This window comes from Campylobacter ornithocola (assembly GCF_013201605.1).
Classification (GTDB): domain Bacteria; phylum Campylobacterota; class Campylobacteria; order Campylobacterales; family Campylobacteraceae; genus Campylobacter_D; species Campylobacter_D ornithocola.
Genome location: NZ_CP053848.1, coordinates 1,090,611 through 1,107,916, shown reverse-complemented (window position 1 = coordinate 1,107,916; position 17,306 = coordinate 1,090,611). Strand labels below are relative to the sequence as shown.

Here is a 17,306-nt window from a genome sequence, read left to right as displayed (position 1 = left end):
TTTAATAATGATTTTTTATAGCAGCTCTTGCCTCAAGATCTGCTTGTTTTTTCTTTAAGCTTTCTCTTTTATCGTGTAGATTTTTTCCTTTAGCAAGAGCTATTAAGGCTTTTGCCTTATTTTTTTCATTAAAATAAAGCTCCAAAGGTACTATAGTAAAACCTTGAGTACTAATTTTACCAAAAAGTTTATCAATCTGCTTTTTATGCATTAAAAGTTTTCTTGCGCCTTTTTCATTATGTTTATAAAAAGAATGTGTGGTGCTAAGATGAGAAATATGAGCATTAAGCAAGAAAATTTCACCTTTGATAATACGCACAAAAGAATCTTTTAAATTTGCTCTACTAGCTCTTAGTGCTACTACTTCAGAACCCTTTAAAACGATGCCTGTTTCAAATTTTTCTAAAATTTCATAATCAAAAAAAGCTTTTTTGTTTTTTACTATAGTTTTTTTCATTATTTAGCCTTAAAAACTCCACTTCCACTTCCACTTAAAAAATAAGCTTCATCAAGAAATCTTTGCATTTTAGGATAAATTTTTACACAAGGAGCAAATAAGTCATTTAAATCAGTATTTTTATACTCTAAAATTTCGCTTGTTTTGAGTGTTTTAAGTGTTTTGGATAAATTTAAATTTGCTTTTAAATCATATGAGCTTTCATCGAATGCTTTGTATACTTTTGTGCTTGAGCATTCAGTATTTGGAAAAGTGAAGTCAAGTTGATAAAAATCATCTTCAAAATATTCTACAATCTCTCCACACCCACTGACATTTGCGCTATTATATCCGCTTAGAAAAAAGATTAAATCAGAGCCAAGTTTTTGACAAATTTGTTCAAGTTGTTTTTGCTTTAATTTTAAATTTAAAGCTTCGTTAACCATAAGTAAAAATGTAACTGCATCTGTGCTACTCCCGCCAAGACCTCCACCTATGGGAATGTTTTTAATAAGTCTAAGACTTTTATTTTTAAAAAATTCATCTAATTCGTTTGAAAAACCTAAATTTTCTAATTCTTTATAGGTTTTGTGTATGATGGTATCTTGGGTAAAATTTCCAATGATTTCAAATCCATCTTTGGTTTTTTCATTGCTAAAGTTTAATTCATCAAAGAAATCTTTTAATAAAACAAAGCGTGATTGTAATAAATGATAAGATCTTGAGTCGATCCCTATGATTTTTAAAAAAATATTAGCTTTTGCGTAAGCTTTCATTTTTTAAGCTTTTTACTTAGATCATCAAGTTTTATCGTTTCATCGCTAATTGCATGTAAATTTTCACTTTTTACTTGCTCGATAAGTTCTTTGCGTAGTATCATTAAAGATTTTGGAGCTTCAATGCCTATCTTAGCATAACCTTTACCCGTTTGAACTACTTTAATTTCTATATCATCTCCGATTTTTATGCTTTCATTTTCTTTTCTTGATAAAATTAACATTTTAATACCTTGTTTAAATAATATTGTACTTGATTATCTTGGATAGAAATGATAGAAAAAAAATCTTTTTCTTCTAAAATATAGCTACCTTCTTCTTGAATTTCCAAATCGTCCAAAAATATTTTTTGTCCATTGTGTAATTTTTGTGGATATTTTATCGTATTTTTTCTAAGATTTAAATAAGCTAAAGGATTTAACTTTTTTTCATTCTCATAAAAAAAATTTCCTTCACTTAAACGCTCAAGCGAACTTAATGTAGCTTTAATACCAAGTTTTCTAGCAAATAATTCACAATAAGAGCGTATGTAAGAACCTTCACTAACTGCTATTTCTATGGTTAAAAAAGGATGATTATAATGTAAAATTTTAGTATAAAAAATTTCCATAATACAAGGTTTTAAATTGACTTCAAAACCTCTTTTTGCAAGTTCATAAGAACGTACTCCATCTATTTTTTTTGCACAATATGCAGGTGGAGTATAGGTAATTTTACCCAAAAGTTCATTTTTGATTTGTTCTAAAATTTGCTCATCAAAAACATCTATAGGATTAATTTCTTTAATGTTTTGATTATCAAGGCTTAGTGAATACACGCCTAGCCAAAGTGTTGCTTTGTAAACCTTTGGATTTTTATCAAAAAAACGAAATAATTTTGTATATTGATCAAAGGCTATAAGTAAAACACCTTTTGCAAAAGGATCAAGTGTTCCCGAAAAACCTGCTTTTTTGTTTTTATATTTTTTCTTGAGTTTGCTTAAAAAAGCATTAGAACTCATACCACTTGGTTTGTAGGCTACAAAAAGTTTATTCATATCACTTTTTCCACAAAACTTGACATTATCATTCTTTCTATGCCTCCAAAATTAATCGTGAGTTTTTCTTCAGCACCTATTTTACTTACCCCAGTGACTCTACCTATACCAAAAATTTTATGTTTGATTAAATCACCTTTTTTATAGCAATTTTTTTGATGATCTAGTGTTAATTCTTTTTTAATTACATTACTCTCGCCAAAAAATCTACTTTTTTCTAGTCTTGTGCGACTTCCTTTATAAAATCTAGAATTAGCATAACTTAAATAAAGTTTTTTCTTGGCTCTAGTAATTGCTACATAAGCAAGTCTTCTTTCTTCTTCTATATTGCTTGATTCGCTAGTGAGTGGGAAAAATCCTTCTTCTAATCCTATGATAAAAACATAATCAAACTCAAGTCCTTTACTTGCATGAATACTCATAATACAAATACTTTCTTTATCAAGCCCATCTTGCTCATTAAGTAAAGAAATTTCATTTAAAATATCATCTAAACCGTTATAATTTCCATGAGTAATTTTATCTTTTAAGTTAGCATAAAGCTCATCTATATTTAAAAGTTTATCTTCGCCTTCTGGGTTATCTTTGTAAAATTCTTTGATTTTAAATTCTTCTTCTAAGGCTAAAATCATTGCAAGTAAATCATCTTTTTCTTTGATTTTGTATATGCTTAGTATGAATTTTTCTAATTCTTTGTCTGTTTTTTTGCTAAAAAACCCACTTCCTTGCAAAGCACAGAGACTTTCAAATAAAGATAAATGATTTTCTTTAGCATAATTTTCTAGCTTTTCTAGACTTGCATTACCAAAATTTCTTTTAGGGCGGTTGATAATGCGTTTAAAAGAATAATCATCGTTTAAATTTGAAAGTAATCTTAAATAAGAAATAATATCTTTAATTTCAGCTCTTTCATAAAAACGAATTCCACTTAGTAGTTTAAAAGGAATTTTTTCCTTGCTAAAAGCTTCTTCAAGCGCACGAGATAGGGCATTTACTCTATAAAGTATGGCTATTTCACTAGGATTAATTCCTGAATTTAAAAGTTTTGAAACTTCTCTTGCAACCTTAAAACTTTCAATTTTTTCATCATCATTTTGTAAAATCGTAATTTCTTCACCCTTGTCCTTGGTGCAAATTAAAATTTTTCCTAATCTTTTTCTATTATGCTCTATAAGCTCATTCGCAGCTTGTAAAATAGCACTAGTTGAGCGGTAGTTTTGCTCTAATTTGACTAATTTTACATTATTAAATTGTTCTTTGAAATTTAAGATATTTTCTATTTTAGCCCCACGCCAACCATAAATACTTTGATCATCATCACCTACTACGCAAATATTTTCATGAGATGTGCAAAGTTTTTTTAGAATTTGATATTGTAAAGCATTGGTATCTTGATACTCATCTACTGTTATATAAGCATATTTTTGACTTTGTTCTTTTGCAAAATCCTCATTTTCTAAAATTTTATTAGTTAGCATTAACAAATCATCAAAATCCATGAAATTGTTTTGAATTAAAAAATGCTCATATTGTTCATATAAATGAATGATTTCTTCATAATTTTTATTTTTTTCATCTTTTAAAAATTCTAATTCTTTGCATATTTCTTGGGCACTTTTGCTTTGATTTTTAAAATTTGAAATATAAGCACTTATGCTTGCTAAAGAGCTTTGTAAATTTTCGCTAGCTAAATCTTTTAATATTTTCTTTTTATCATCTGTATCGATAATGACAAAATTATTTGCTCTATTAATTCTTTCACTATAAAGTCTTAAAAACAACAAGCCAAATTTATGAAAAGTGCATAAAAGGGGATTGTGTAAATTTTGATCTTGTAAAAGCGCTAAGGCTCTTGTTTTCATTACATTGGCAGCTTTATTTGTAAAGGTTAGTGTGAGGGTATTTTGCGCAGGAATACCTACATGATCGATCAAATAAGCAAGTCTAGTGGTAATGGTTTTAGTCTTTCCACTGCCCGCACCTGCTAGTATAAGTATAGCCCCATCAATATGCATAATAGCTTCTTTTTGGCTATCATTTAAACCTTCAAAAAAACTCATTTTTTAAATAAATCTTTATTATTAGGATTATTTAAAAAAGCATTCATAGATTTTTCTTTTAATTTTTGATCATTTTGCTTTTTGAAATAGTTTGAAAAATTGACAAAAATGATATTATCTTCAACTTGAATTTGGGTAATTGCTCCTAAATCTACTTTTACAAAAGTTGCAAAATCATCAGGTCCAAAGCCTGCATGAAATTCTATGTGCTCGCTTGTTAAAACTATGGATTTAAAAGTATAACCACCAAGAGCAAAAATACAATAAGGGTTTTTACTTACTACATCTAATTCTGGCGGTAAAGGAGGTTCAAGTGTAGCAAATTTAGTGTTTACAATGATATTAAACTCAATATCTTCTTGGACTAAAATTTGCAAACATTCATAAATACTTTTTTGCATTAAAGTTATAAAATTTTTATTATTTAAAATTTTATCAATCATTGCTTAGCCTTAAAAATTCATCTACTAGTATTCTAACTTGCTCCAAGCCTATATTCCAAAACTCATCACTTTCTATATCAAAGCCAAACATAGCTACAAGTTCTTTTGGACTTTTGCTTCCACCGCTACTTAAAAACTCAATATAAATTGAAGTAAAATTAGAGCATTTGCCACTTTTATATAGACCATAAAGTGCTAAAACTAAAAGTTGTGCATAGGCATAAGCATAGCAGTAAAATGGAGAGTGTATAAAATGTGGAATATAAGAATACCAAAGAGCGTAGTTTTTAGTTAAAACTACGCTATCTTGAAACATTTTTCTTGATTCTTCAAGCCAAATTTCATTTAACTCTTGAGTACTCAATTCTTCTTTTTTGGCATGAAATCTACGCTCAAAAGTAGTAAAATTAATTTGTCTGTAAAGGGTTGCAAAAATATCTTCGATTTTTGCTGCATATAAGGACAAAAGCTCTTCTTTGTCTAAATTTTCTTTAATATAATCAAAAATCAACATTTCTGCAAACACTGAAGCAGTTTCTGCTGTAGTTAGAGGTGTATCTTGATTTAAAAAACTTACTTTGTAAGAAAGTTTTTGATGTATAGTGTGGCCTAACTCATGAGCTAGAGTAAAAAGATCACGTCTTTGGTTGGTATAGTTTAAAAGTATAAAAGGATGGCTTAGTGGTGTACTTGAGTGAGAAAAAGCACCGCTTTGCTTAAATTCTTTAGGATAAACATCAATCCAATTATTTTCAAAAGCTTCTTTTGCTATCATATAAAAATCTTTAGAAAATTTTTCAAAGGCTTTTAAAACTATATCCTTTCCTTGATTAAAATCAATTTGCATTTCTTTTCCAATAGGTGCATAACGATCGTAATCTTTTAACTTTTTATAGCCTAGAATTTTTTTCTTTGCATTATAAAATTTAGAAACAATATTAAAACTATTTTCGCTAGCATTAATAAGTGTATCAACGCTTTTTTTAGAAATTTGATTTCTTATGTGCCTTGGGGTTTCAGGACTTTCATAAGATCTTAATTTGCAAATGCTAGCAAGTTCACTTTTAATCATATTGAAAATATATACTAAAAGTTTGTTTTGTTTTTTTAAGGTTTTACTAAAACATTTTGAAGCTTTTTTTCTAATGCTTCTATCTTTATCATAAAGCTTGCTTAGAATTTCCTCCTCACTTAGTTTTTGTCCTTCAAAATTAAATTTTAAAGCACTAAAGGTTTCATCAAATAATCTTGCAAATGCATTTGAGCCTGTGCTTGATAGAGTCAAGATAATTCTTTCTTCTTTTTTAGAAAGATTGTGTTTTTTGTATTTAATAAGATTATTTAAATAAAACTCATAATCTTTGCAAAATGTGATAAAGGGTTTACTTTTTTCTTCTTTAAGTTCACAAAATTCAAGCTCAAAAAATAAAAGGTTTTCCTCTATTTTTTTACTTAAATTTTCATATTTTGCATAAAAGGCACCTTTGGTGGTATCTTGGGCAAAATTTAAATACACATAAGTTAGTATGTGAGAAAGTTTTAAGATTAATTCTTCATATTTTTTTAAAGCTTGCAAAAATTGCTCATTGCTTAAACTATGAAGATTATTTTCATATTGTTTTTTAAATTCACAAGCTTCTTTTTGGGTTTTTTGTAAAAAAAGATTTAATTCTTGCTCATCTTTAAATAGCGTACTTAAGTTCCAATTTTGCATGATTTTAACTTTCTAAAATGAGTTTTTTTAATACAGCCATTCTGATGGCAACACCATTTTTAACTTGAGTTAAAACTTTACATCTTTTATCAGCCATTATTTCATCGCTAATATCGATATTTCTATGCACAGGACCAGGATGTAAGATGATGAGGTTTTTATCTTTAATTAAATCTTTGCTAATGCAAAAATCATTTGCGTAGTCTTTAAGTGATGCATAGGTTGGTATATTGTGTCTTTCGGTTTGTGTTCTGAGACTCATGATAATATCCACATCATCAATAATTTCTTTTAATTTATTTGTTTTTTTGATAGGATAATTTGGCATAAAATGAGGTGGAGCTACTAGGGTGATATCTATACCAAAACGAGGTAATAATTCTAAATTTGAGGCAGCAACGCGTGAGTTTTTAATATCTCCTGTAATGGCAATTTTTTTTCCTTTAACATTGTAATCAAAATGTTCCATTATAGTAAAAAGATCGAGTAGAGCTTGTGTAGGATGAGCGTGTTTGCCATCACCTCCATTAACTATAGGACAATGAGTGTAATTTGCTAAAGTGTAAGGTACGCCTGAATTTTTATGTCTAACTACTATAGCACTTGGAGCCATTGCATCTAAATTTGCTGCTGTATCAAAAAGCGTTTCGCCTTTACTTGAGCTACTTCTTGAAACATCTAATTTTAAAACTTTAGCACCAAGTCTTCTTGTGGCTGTTTCAAAGCTTGATTGAGTGCGTGTTGAATTTTCAAAGAAAATCGTTGTAACACTTTTTCCTTCTAAAAATGTGCGTGGTTTTTCATCTAAAAATTCTTTTGCTTCTTTAAATAAAGCTAAGATTTCATCATTGCTAAAATCTTTTGTAGTAATTAAATGCCTCATAAGTCCTCCTTAAATTTTTAAATTAAGCTCATTATCTGAACAAATAGCGCTAAATAAAACATCAGTTGAACTATTTAATGCAGTTTCAACACTATCTTGAATAACTCCTATGATAAAACCAACCGCAACTACTTGCATAGCTATATCATAATCAATATTAAACAAAGAACAAGCAAGTGGTATAAGTAAAAGCGAGCCTCCAGCAACCCCACTAGCCCCACAAGCTGCAAATGCAGCTAAAACACTTAAAAGCATAGCTTGCAAAAAATTTATTTCAATGCCTACTGTGTGAGCTGCTGCAAGGCTTAGTATAGCTATGGTTACAGCTGCTCCTGCCATATTAATCGTAGCTCCTAATGGGATAGAAATGCTATATAGATTATTGTTGATATTTAATTTGGAACAAAGAGCCATATTTACAGGAATATTTGCCGCAGAACTTCTTGTAAAAAATGCAAAAACAGCACTATGTTTTAAACAAATAAAAATTAAAGGATAAGGATTTTTCTTTGTATAAGCAAAAACAATTAAAGCATTAATCACAAAGGCCACAAAAAACATAGTTAAAACTAAAATTATTAATAATTTAATATAACTTAAAAGCCCTGCTGCTCCTGTTTGAGCAACCGAATTTGCTACAAGTCCAAAAATTCCAAAAGGAGCAAGCTTAACTATAAATTTAACAATTTTTAACACACCTTCGTTGATATCGGTAAAAAGTTGCTTTGCATCATTTGAACAATGTCTTAGAGCAAAGCCACCACCTATGGCCCAAGCTAGTATGCTTAAATAATTTCCTGAAGATAAAGCATGAATAGGATTATCTACTATTTGAAAAAGTAAGGTTTTAAATACTTCGCCTATATGCGCAGGGCTTGTGGTGGAAGCTTTTTCAACATCGGTTAATACTAATTCTACAGGAAAGACAAAACTTATGCTAACTGCACTTAAAGAAGCTAAAAAAGTTCCAAATATATATAAGAAAATGATGTGTTTTATTTTCTCACTTCCATGATTAAATTCTTTTGTACAAATGGTTGTTAAGATTAAAATAAAAACTAAAATTGGTGCTATAGCTTTTAAAGCACCTGTGAATAAAGCACCAAAAATATTCGCAAAAATAGCTAAATCCTTAGAAAATACACCTACTAAAATTCCTAAAATAATACCTATACAAATTTGTAAAATAAGATTTCCATTTTTATAACGTTTAATTGCACAAGAAAATAAACCCATTTCTTACCTTTTTATGGTGACAAATTTTTAATTTATTCTAACAAAGTAAAGCTTAAATAAGCTTTTTGATTTTTAAGCTAGTATGTGATAAGATATTGTAAAAATTATACAGCAAGGAATATATAGATTATGTATTTGTTTACCTCTGAAGTTGTTAGTGCAGGACATCCTGATAAATGTGCTGATATTATAGCTGATTCTATAGTTGATGCTTTTTTAACTCATGATAAAGATTCAAGAGTTGCTAGTGAGGTTTTTGTAGCAGGAAATAAAGTAGTAATTGGTGGGGAGATTAAATCAAAATATAAACTAGAAAAACAAGATTATGAAAATATTGTAAAAAAAGCTTTGGCAGATATTGGTTATGATGGTCATCCACATTTTAGTAAAAAACAATGTTTACATCCTGATGATTTAGATGTAATGGTGTTTTTAAATGAGCAAAGTCCTGATATTAACCAAGGCGTTGATCAAGAAGATGGGGAAATAGGAGCAGGAGATCAAGGTATAATGTTTGGTTTTGCAAGCAATGAGGCAAAAGAATATATGCCAGCGGCTATTTCTTATGCTAGAATGCTTTGTGATAAGGTGTATGAGTTTGCAAAAAAGAATCCTGACAAACTTGGAGTAGATATTAAAACTCAAGTTACAATTGATTATGTAAATAAAGAAAATTTTGAAAATTGCAAACCGCAAAATATCCACACTATTGTAGTTTCAGCTCCTTGCGTTGAAAGTATGAAGATAGAGGATTTAAGAGCTTTAGTGATGGAATTGATTTTAGATTCAAATTTACCAAAAGAGCTTTTTTGTCCAGAAAAAACAAGAATTTTAATCAATCCAACTGGAAAATATGTAAATCACAGCTCATTACACGATAGTGGTTTAACAGGAAGAAAGCTTATTGTAGATAGCTTTGGTGGCTATGCTCCTATAGGTGGTGGAGCACAATCTTCTAAAGATTATACTAAGGTTGATAGAAGTGGGCTTTATGCAGCAAGATGGCTTGCTAAAAATATCGTAGCTGCAGGTCTTGCTAAAAAATGTATAGTGCAACTTTCTTACGCTATAGGTGTTGCTAAACCAACTTCTGTAAGTGTAGATTGCATGGGAACAAACATAAGATTAAATGATGATATTTTAAGTGATTTTGTGATGAAAACTTTCCCATTAACTCCAAATTGGATTAAAAATAAATTTAATCTTGATAAACCAAGCAAAGATACCTTTATGTATGCTGATGTGGCTGCTCGTGGTCAAGTGGGTCAGGCTGATTATCCTTGGGAAAAACTAGATGCAGTTGATGAATTTAAAGCATTATAAAATGAAGCTTTTAAGCTTCATTTTGCTTTAAAAGTTTTTCTTTTATCTTTAAAATCAATATTTCTTTTGGCTTAATTACTGCATTTTCTTTTCCATTGACTGTATGATATATACTTACATTGTAGTTGTTTGCATAAAAACGCATTAGAAAATTTTGTAATTTGTATTCACTTGAAAAATTAAACCAAGCATTATTTGAAATAGCTATGATGATTTTTGAGTGTTTGTAAAGTTTTTCTTTAGTAGCTTCAAAGCAGATAGCATTGGTAATGAGCTGATTATTTAAAGTGTATTGATTTAACTCTTTTCCTTTTGAAAATTCATCAATATTTAAAAGGTATTTTTTAAAAAAGTTTTTGAATATAGGAATTTCTTCTCCAAAAGGTACAAGATAATGTTTGTTAAAAACTTGTATGTTACCATTGTCAAATATATAAGTACTATTGTATAGATGATTAGGTGTGGTACTTATAGCGCCTGTGATGATGATGATTTGTTTTGATAAATCTTTTAAAGCCTGTAGATAACTTGGTGCTTTATTTAAAGCAAAAGCAAAAGCAGTTTCGGGAAAAACAATCACTTCTTTGCCTTCTTTGATAGCCTGATTGATTTGATAAAATATATCTTTAGAATGAGTTTGCAAATTTTCTTGTATGAATTTTTGATCTTGAGAGATATTAGTTTGGATTAATTTGTAGTCTAAATTTAGTGTTTGTGATTGTTTTTGATTATATTGAGCTCCGATTAGAATAAGGATTAAAATGATTGCTATTTTATAATATCTTGAAATATATTTTTCATAATAAAAATAGGCAATCAAAAACATAACTATAATACCTTGATAACTCGCATCAAAGATTCCATATACACTTAAAACGCCCCAGTTTAACCAATCAAAGCCAAAAGGGTGAATAAAGCTAAGTAAAAAAATTCCACAAAGTCTTAAAAAGTCATATTTTAAAAAAAAACATATTAAGAATAAAATTCCATAAATTATACCGATTAAGATAACTTCTAAAGGAACTAGGTAAGCTAAATCAAAATAAATCGAAGACAAACTTATCCACCAAAACCATACAATACCTACAAAAAAACCGGTATAAAAATATCCTATTTTGGTTTTATTTCTTAGCAATAAAACCAAACCATATATACTTAAGAATGGAGAGATAAATTCAAAAAATAAATTTTCAAAAAAAGAAAAATAAATAAAATTTGACAATAAAAGTGCAGAAAAAAAGGCTTTTATTATTTTAAAAGTGGTAGAATTAGAATTTATGAATTTTAAAAAAAGGGGAAGAAATGGCAGAAAACGGAAATATTTGGACTTCATTGTTGCCTCTCATTGTGCTTTTTGCAATTTTTTATTTTTTGGTTATTAGACCACAGCAAAAACAAGCAAAAGACCATAAATTAATGGTTTTATCTTTAGAAAAAGGAGATAAAATCATCACAAATGGTGGGATAATTTGCGAGGTGGTAAAACCAGAAGAGGATTTTATCAAAGTTAAGCTTAATGATGAAAATGTAGTTGTAAAAATTTCTAGAGATTTTATAGCAAAGAAAATTGATGCGTAGTGGAAAAATTACTTATAGAAGTATTATTTTCTTTGTAGTTTTTCTTATAGGACTTGTTTTTTCTATGCCTTCTATTATGCAAACTCAAAGTGGTGCTAAGATTAACTTGGGTCTTGATTTGCAAGGTGGTTTGTATATGTTATTGGGTATAGAAGTAGAAGAGGCCGTTAAGTCAAAGGTTAAATCCATAGCCTCTTCTCTTAGCTATTCTATTAATAAAGAAGATATTATTGTTGATAAAATCAAAGTAAATGATACTAGTATTGAATTTAGTTTATTAGATGAGAATGATGTAGCTAAGGTTGATTTATTGTTAAAAGACATTAAAGGCTTGGCTATTGTACATGAAAATTTACACTACACGCTTTCTTTAACCCAAGAGGAAATCAAACTAACTCATGAGCAAGCTATTTTGCAAGCTGTAGAAACTATTAGAAATAGACTTGATCAATTTGGCCTTGCAGAGCCAAATGTAGCAAGATCGGGCGAGGATAAAATTTTAGTCGAACTTCCAGGTATTAAAACTGCTACAGATGAGGCTAGAGCTAGAGAACTTATCGCAAAAGCTGCGCATTTGCAATTAATGGAAGTGGATGATGTTAGGATGGATCAAGTAAATAACCTTACTCCAGCTCAAGCTGCTGAATACGGGGATTTGATTTTTGAAGATGCAAAAAATTCTCAAATCAAATATCTAGTAAAATCTATACCTATTCTTGATGGTTCTATGCTAACAGATGCAAAAGTAGGCTTTGCACAAAGCAATAATCTTCCTGTGATTAATTTTACCTTAAATTCAGAAGGTGCGAAAAAATTTGGAGATTACACAGGAAATAATGTAGGAAAACGCCTAGCCATAGTTTTAGATAATAAAGTATATTCAGCTCCAAGAATTAATGAAAGAATAGGCGGGGGTAGTGGTCAAATTAGTGGTAGTTTTACTGTCGAAGAAGCTCATGATGTGGCTATTGCCTTAAGAAGCGGAGCACTTTTAGCACCAGTTAAAATGCTTGAAAAAAGGAGTGTTGGACCGTCTTTGGGTGCTGATAGTATTCAAATGAGTATGATAGCCCTAGCAGGTGCTTCTATATTAGTTATTGCTTTTATGGTAATGTATTATGGTGTAGCGGGAATTTTTGCTAATATTGCTTTGGTGGCTAACATTTTAGTGATTATTGCTGTAATGGCTATGTTTGGAGCAACCTTAACCTTACCTGGTATGGCAGGGCTTGTACTTACTGTGGGTATGGCAGTGGATTCTAATGTTATTATTAATGAAAGAATTAGAGAGTTATTGCGAGAGGGTGCTAGTATAAGGCAAAGTGTTGAAAATGGTTATAAGCACGCAATGAGCGCAATTTTAGATTCTAATATTACTTCACTTATTACTTCAGTGGTACTTTATGCTTATGGAACGGGTGCGGTAAAAGGTTTTGCAGTAACTTTAAGTATTGGAATTTTGGTTTCAATGATTACTTCTATTGTTGGAACTCATGGTATGTTTGAAATGTTTATGAATCGTATGGAAAAAAGCAATAACACAAGATTATGGTTTGGATATAGGAGACCTTGATGCAATTTTTTAGTCAAAAGCATGTTTATGATTTTATGAGAATGAGATTTGCAGCCATCTCTTTGTCTTTTATTTTATTTTTTGGTTCTATTTTTATCCTTTTTACTAAGGGTTTAAATTTTGGTATTGATTTTACTGGTGGAACCTTAGTGCAACTTCAATACGAACAAAAAGCACCTTTAGCTGAAATTCGTAAAGCTTTAGCTGTCAACGAAAATTTAAAAGGTGCTAGTGTAACTGAGTTTGGTAGTGCAAATGAAGTGATTATTCGTTTTTCAGGAAGTAATGATAGCTTAGGAAGTGATATTGGAATAAGTATTGCAAATCTATTAAAGGATACAGGTAAATTTGAAGTGCGTCGTGTGGATGTGGTAGGTCCAAAAGTAGGAGATGAGCTACGCAATAAAGGTCTTATGGCGGTAGGAATTTCTTTAATTGCCATTTTGATTTATTTAGCAGTGAGATTTGAATGGCGCTTTGCTATGGCTTCTATTGTATGTGAAATTCATGATATAGTCATTACTTTGGGTGCTATTGCGTTATTTGAAATAGATGTAAATTTAGATATTTTAGCGGCTGTTTTAACTGTGCTTGGATATTCTTTAAATGATACAATTATTATTTTTGATAGAATTAGAGAAGGCGTTAAAACAAGTAAAAATTCAAAACTTGATCTAATTATTAACGAATCGGTTTCAGCAACCTTATCAAGAACTACTTTAACAACAGGTTTAACTTTGATTACCGTTGTAGTGCTTTATTTCTTCGGTGGATCTATGATAGAAGGTTTTGCATTAACTATGATAGTAGGTATTGTAGCAGGTACTGCAAGTTCTATATTTGTAGCAAGTCCGGCACTTTTGTGGTTTAATTTTAGTGTTATACAATATCGCCAAAAAGAATTAGAAAAAGTGAAGAAAAAACAAGAAAAAGAAAAACTAAGATCGATGTATGAAAAAGGAACGGTATAAAAATGAATTGGGGTAAGGTTATTTATATCTTTTTTGCTCTAATGAGCTTGACTACAACCGCAGGATTTTTATATGATCAAAATGAAGTTGCTTTGTTTATTGCAGCTTGTGTGAATTTGATTTCTACTTTATTGAAGATTGGAGTTAGAAATTTCTTGGCAGCTGAGTTATTTGCAAGTTCTTTGGTAGCTGATTTGCATTTAATTCCAGCTTTTGCTTTAATACAAATTAATCCAGAAGCTAATATTATGGTTTATACTTTAGCAATTGGTGCTTTGATAGCTAATATCTTTTCAATGATTTTAGTTATAGTAGATTCAGTAAAAAATCAAGAAGAAAATTAGGAGTTAAAATGGCATATGAAGCGGGTAAAATAGAAAAAAAATGGCAAAAAATTTGGCAAGAAAAAGGATATTTTGAACCAAAAGATGATTTTTCTTTGCCAAAAAAATATATTTTATCTATGTTTCCATATCCAAGTGGTAGAATTCATATGGGGCATGTGAGAAACTATAGTATCGGTGATGCTATGGCTAGATATTACAGAAAAAAAGGTTTTAATGTCTTACATCCTATAGGTTTTGATAGTTTTGGTATGCCTGCTGAAAATGCTGCGATTAAACATGGTATTCATCCTAAAAAATGGACTTATGAAAATATTGATTATATGCAAAACGAGCTTGTATCTTTAGGCTTTTCTTTTTCTAAAAAAAGAATGCTTGCTACTTCTGATCCTTTATATACTAAATTTGAACAAGAATTTTTCATCAAGATGTATGAAAAAGGTTTAATTTATACTAAAGAAGCTGAAGTAAATTGGTGTGAAAATGATAAAACAGTTTTAGCAAATGAGCAAGTTGAGGATGGTAAATGTTGGCGTTGTGGACATGAAGTCATTAGAAAAAAAATGCCAGGATATTATGTAAAAATCACCGCTTATGCAGATGAATTATTACAAGATCTTAAAAAATTAGAAGGAAAATGGCCGAGTCAAGTTTTAACTATGCAAGAAAATTGGATAGGTAAAAGTGTAGGGCTTAGTTTTGATTTTGATATAGAAGAAAATGATAAAATCAGTGCAAAAAAAATCAATGTTTTTACCACAAGAGCTGAGACTATTTATGGAGTATCTTACATCGCTTTAGCACCTGATCATGAGATAGTAAATGAATTAATTGACAAAAAATTACTAGATCAAGATATTATAGTAAAAATTCAAAATGTACAAAATCAAACACCACGCCAAAGACAAGCTGCGCCAAAAGAAGGATATTTTTTAAATCTTTATGTGATTCATCCATTAAGTAAAGAAAAAATACCTTTATGGGTAGCTAATTTTGTTTTAAGTGATTATGGTAGCGGTGCTGTTATGAGTGTACCTGCTCACGATGAAAGAGATTATGAGTTCGCAAAAACTTATAATTTAGCTATAAAAAAAGTAATTTATAAAGATAAAAATGATGCACAATGTTATACCTTAAAAGAAGGTGTTTTGATCAATAGTGGTGAATTTGATCAATTAGAATGCAATGAAGCTAGAGAAAAAATTAGTTTAAAATTCGAATCTTTGGGCTTTGGTAAAAAAGTCACAAATTTTAAAATTCGTGATTGGGGTGTTTCTAGACAAAGATATTGGGGTGCTCCTATACCAATGGTTAGGTGTGATTCTTGTGGTATAGTTCCTCAAAAAATAGAAAATTTACCTATTACCTTGCCTGAAGATGTGGTGATAAATGGGGAGGGAAATCCACTTGATAAACATAAGGCTTGGAAAGAATGTATTTGTCCAAAATGCGGTAAAAGAGCACAAAAAGAAAGCGATACTTTAGATACTTTTTTTGAAAGTTCTTGGTATTTTGCACGTTTTGCAAGTGATGATAAAACTTGGCAAGAAAAAGCGGTGGATGAACAAAGTGTAAATTATTGGATGAATGTTGATGAATATATTGGAGGGATTGAACATGCAATCTTGCATTTGCTTTATGCTAGATTTTTTCAAAAAGCACTTAGAGATTTAGGTTATTTAAAAAATGATGAGCCTTTTAATAGACTTTTAACTCAAGGAATGGTAACAAAAGATGGGGCTAAGATGAGTAAATCTAAGGGTAATGTGGTCGATCCTGATTATATTATAGAAAAATATGGAGCAGATAGTGCAAGATTGTTTATATTATTTGCAGCACCACCTGCTAAAGAACTTGAATGGAATGATAGTGCATTAGAAGGTGCTTTTAAATTTATTAATAGACTTTATGAAAAAGCTATGAGTTTAGAAAGCGGAGAGTTAAGAGAGATTAACCACCAAAGTTTAAATAAAGAAGAAAAATATGCTAGATTAAAAGTATATGAAGCTTTGAAAAAATCTTTTGAAGTTTATGAAGAAAGTTTTGCTTTTAATACTTTGATAGCTACTTGTATGGAAGCTTTAAATGCCTTAAATGTTATAAGCCACAAAGATGTTTCAAAAGAGGCTTTTTATATTATTTTAAATATTTTAGAACCAATCATTCCTCATGTTTGTTTTGAGCTTAGTGAGTATTTGTTTAATTGTGAAAATTTCAAAATGTTAAAAATAAAAGAGGAGGTTTTTATACAAGATAGTTTTAATATAGCCATTAGTGTTAATGGTAAAAAAAGATCACAGATTGAGATAACTTCAGAGGCTAATAAGGATGAAATTTTAACTCTAGCCAAAGAAAGTGTCGCAAAATGGCTAGAAGGAAAAAATATAGTAAAAGAAATTTATATTGATAAAAAACTAGTGAATTTGGTGATCAAATGAGTAAATATCTAGTATTATTTTTTGCTTTTTTTATAGTAGCTTGTGGATATATCCCATCATCTCAAATGGCAAGTAGAGTTTTGGGTGATAATGTATTTTTAAAAATTAATATTAGCAAGCAAGATCCTGAAAATAGTGTTTACATTACAGATATTCTAAGAGAAACTATGCTTAATAAGCTTGGTAGAAAAATCACAGATGAGTATAATGCAGATAGTTCTATTATTGTTACGATGAAAAGATTGGAATTTCATCCTATGGTATATGATAAAAATGGCTATGTGATTAATTATAAAGCAGAACTTTATTTGGAATTTATATTACGTTATAAAAATGGCAAGGAAGAAATTGTAAATACTAAAGGAAGTTATAATTTTGATATTAATCCAAATTCTATTATTAGTGATCAGGCTAGATTTGAAGCAATTAAAAATGCATCAAGTGAAGCTTTTGATGAGTTTGTTTCCATTGTAGCTATTAGAGGTTATAAATAAA

17 protein-coding genes are annotated in these 17,306 nt (G+C 29.6%); 7 read left to right on the top strand and 10 right to left on the bottom strand.

All coding sequences use genetic code 11. From position 1 onward, the window contains the following. Position 1: 1 nt before the first annotated feature. The 9 genes from smpB to sstT are packed head-to-tail and all read right to left on the bottom strand — an operon-like array spanning position 2 to position 8,584. On the bottom strand, positions 2-457 hold the full coding sequence (gene smpB / locus CORN_RS05710; RefSeq protein ID WP_066008785.1) for an SsrA-binding protein SmpB: 456 nt from the start codon (positions 455-457) through the stop codon (positions 2-4). Beyond that, complete coding sequence (locus CORN_RS05705; protein WP_066008786.1) at positions 457-1,212, bottom strand: 4-(cytidine 5'-diphospho)-2-C-methyl-D-erythritol kinase; 756 nt, start codon at positions 1,210-1,212, stop codon at positions 457-459. Before CORN_RS05705 ends, smpB begins: the two co-directional genes overlap by 1 nt. Beyond that, positions 1,209-1,436: a carbon storage regulator CsrA gene (csrA, locus tag CORN_RS05700; protein WP_012661763.1), complete on the bottom strand. Its 228-nt coding sequence runs from the start codon at positions 1,434-1,436 to the stop codon at positions 1,209-1,211. Before csrA ends, CORN_RS05705 begins: the two co-directional genes overlap by 4 nt. Continuing rightward, positions 1,430-2,248, bottom strand: a complete 819-nt coding sequence (locus CORN_RS05695; protein WP_066008787.1) for a pseudouridine synthase family protein — start codon at positions 2,246-2,248, stop codon at positions 1,430-1,432. Before CORN_RS05695 ends, csrA begins: the two co-directional genes overlap by 7 nt. Next, positions 2,245-4,308 carry an ATP-dependent helicase gene (locus tag CORN_RS05690; protein ID WP_066008788.1) on the bottom strand — a complete coding sequence of 688 codons (2,064 nt, stop codon included), beginning with the start codon at positions 4,306-4,308 and terminating at the stop codon, positions 2,245-2,247. Before CORN_RS05690 ends, CORN_RS05695 begins: the two co-directional genes overlap by 4 nt. Continuing rightward, positions 4,305-4,751, bottom strand: a complete 447-nt coding sequence (locus CORN_RS05685) for a hypothetical protein (protein ID WP_066008789.1) — start codon at positions 4,749-4,751, stop codon at positions 4,305-4,307. Before CORN_RS05685 ends, CORN_RS05690 begins: the two co-directional genes overlap by 4 nt. Beyond that, complete coding sequence (locus tag CORN_RS05680) at positions 4,744-6,465, bottom strand: M3 family oligoendopeptidase (RefSeq protein ID WP_066008790.1); 1,722 nt, start codon at positions 6,463-6,465, stop codon at positions 4,744-4,746. Before CORN_RS05680 ends, CORN_RS05685 begins: the two co-directional genes overlap by 8 nt. 4 nt (positions 6,466-6,469) lie before the next feature. Then, positions 6,470-7,348, bottom strand: coding sequence for an aspartate carbamoyltransferase catalytic subunit (locus CORN_RS05675; protein WP_066008791.1), 879 nt, complete (start codon positions 7,346-7,348; stop codon positions 6,470-6,472). A 9-nt stretch (positions 7,349-7,357) separates the two neighbouring features. Beyond that, positions 7,358-8,584: a serine/threonine transporter SstT gene (gene sstT / locus CORN_RS05670; protein WP_066008792.1), complete on the bottom strand. Its 1,227-nt coding sequence runs from the start codon at positions 8,582-8,584 to the stop codon at positions 7,358-7,360. A 129-nt stretch (positions 8,585-8,713) separates the two neighbouring features. On the opposite strand from sstT, the gene metK reads away from it, so the two are divergent. After that, a complete protein-coding gene (metK, locus tag CORN_RS05665) occupies positions 8,714-9,907 on the top strand; it encodes a methionine adenosyltransferase (protein ID WP_066008793.1) in 1,194 nt (397 codons plus the stop codon). A 10-nt stretch (positions 9,908-9,917) separates the two neighbouring features. Here metK and CORN_RS05660 read toward each other — a convergent pair whose 3' ends face one another. After that, positions 9,918-11,240: an apolipoprotein N-acyltransferase gene (locus tag CORN_RS05660; protein ID WP_066008794.1), complete on the bottom strand. Its 1,323-nt coding sequence runs from the start codon at positions 11,238-11,240 to the stop codon at positions 9,918-9,920. Between CORN_RS05660 and yajC the strand changes: the two genes are divergently transcribed. From yajC to lptE, 6 genes are read left to right on the top strand one after another with little or no spacing between them, the layout of a single operon-like run. Then, entirely contained in the window at positions 11,210-11,485 is a 276-nt protein-coding gene (yajC, locus tag CORN_RS05655; RefSeq protein ID WP_012661754.1) for a preprotein translocase subunit YajC, read from the top strand. The genes CORN_RS05660 and yajC overlap by 31 nt on opposite strands. Further along, on the top strand, positions 11,478-13,058 hold the full coding sequence (secD, locus tag CORN_RS05650) for a protein translocase subunit SecD (RefSeq protein ID WP_066008795.1): 1,581 nt from the start codon (positions 11,478-11,480) through the stop codon (positions 13,056-13,058). Before yajC ends, secD begins: the two co-directional genes overlap by 8 nt. Continuing rightward, on the top strand, positions 13,058-14,029 hold the full coding sequence (secF, locus tag CORN_RS05645; protein ID WP_066008796.1) for a protein translocase subunit SecF: 972 nt from the start codon (positions 13,058-13,060) through the stop codon (positions 14,027-14,029). Before secD ends, secF begins: the two co-directional genes overlap by 1 nt. Positions 14,030-14,031: 2 nt before the next feature. Continuing rightward, the gene (locus CORN_RS05640) at positions 14,032-14,373 is read left to right on the top strand and encodes a DUF6394 family protein (RefSeq protein WP_066008797.1); all 342 of its coding nucleotides are present in this window, start codon (positions 14,032-14,034) and stop codon (positions 14,371-14,373) included. 8 nt (positions 14,374-14,381) lie between these two features. After that, positions 14,382-16,811: a leucine--tRNA ligase gene (gene leuS, locus CORN_RS05635; protein ID WP_066008798.1), complete on the top strand. Its 2,430-nt coding sequence runs from the start codon at positions 14,382-14,384 to the stop codon at positions 16,809-16,811. Further along, on the top strand, positions 16,808-17,305 hold the full coding sequence (gene lptE / locus CORN_RS05630; RefSeq protein WP_066008799.1) for an LPS assembly lipoprotein LptE: 498 nt from the start codon (positions 16,808-16,810) through the stop codon (positions 17,303-17,305). Before leuS ends, lptE begins: the two co-directional genes overlap by 4 nt. Position 17,306: the final 1 nt, after the last annotated feature.

Coding starts and splice junctions, on each gene's coding strand:
- CORN_RS05680 (WP_066008790.1), bottom strand. CDS start 6,465: ATGCAAAATTGGAACTTAAGTACGCTATTTAAAGATGAGCAAGAATTA.
- metK (WP_066008793.1), top strand. CDS start 8,714: ATGTATTTGTTTACCTCTGAAGTTGTTAGTGCAGGACATCCTGATAAA.
- csrA (WP_012661763.1), bottom strand. CDS start 1,436: ATGTTAATTTTATCAAGAAAAGAAAATGAAAGCATAAAAATCGGAGAT.
- yajC (WP_012661754.1), top strand. CDS start 11,210: ATGGCAGAAAACGGAAATATTTGGACTTCATTGTTGCCTCTCATTGTG.
- lptE (WP_066008799.1), top strand. CDS start 16,808: ATGAGTAAATATCTAGTATTATTTTTTGCTTTTTTTATAGTAGCTTGT.
- leuS (WP_066008798.1), top strand. CDS start 14,382: ATGGCATATGAAGCGGGTAAAATAGAAAAAAAATGGCAAAAAATTTGG.
- secF (WP_066008796.1), top strand. CDS start 13,058: ATGCAATTTTTTAGTCAAAAGCATGTTTATGATTTTATGAGAATGAGA.
- secD (WP_066008795.1), top strand. CDS start 11,478: ATGCGTAGTGGAAAAATTACTTATAGAAGTATTATTTTCTTTGTAGTT.
- CORN_RS05705 (WP_066008786.1), bottom strand. CDS start 1,212: ATGAAAGCTTACGCAAAAGCTAATATTTTTTTAAAAATCATAGGGATC.
- CORN_RS05695 (WP_066008787.1), bottom strand. CDS start 2,248: ATGAATAAACTTTTTGTAGCCTACAAACCAAGTGGTATGAGTTCTAAT.
- sstT (WP_066008792.1), bottom strand. CDS start 8,584: ATGGGTTTATTTTCTTGTGCAATTAAACGTTATAAAAATGGAAATCTT.
- smpB (WP_066008785.1), bottom strand. CDS start 457: ATGAAAAAAACTATAGTAAAAAACAAAAAAGCTTTTTTTGATTATGAA.
- CORN_RS05685 (WP_066008789.1), bottom strand. CDS start 4,751: ATGATTGATAAAATTTTAAATAATAAAAATTTTATAACTTTAATGCAA.
- CORN_RS05690 (WP_066008788.1), bottom strand. CDS start 4,308: ATGAGTTTTTTTGAAGGTTTAAATGATAGCCAAAAAGAAGCTATTATG.
- CORN_RS05675 (WP_066008791.1), bottom strand. CDS start 7,348: ATGAGGCATTTAATTACTACAAAAGATTTTAGCAATGATGAAATCTTA.
- CORN_RS05640 (WP_066008797.1), top strand. CDS start 14,032: ATGAATTGGGGTAAGGTTATTTATATCTTTTTTGCTCTAATGAGCTTG.
- CORN_RS05660 (WP_066008794.1), bottom strand. CDS start 11,240: ATGAAGTCCAAATATTTCCGTTTTCTGCCATTTCTTCCCCTTTTTTTA.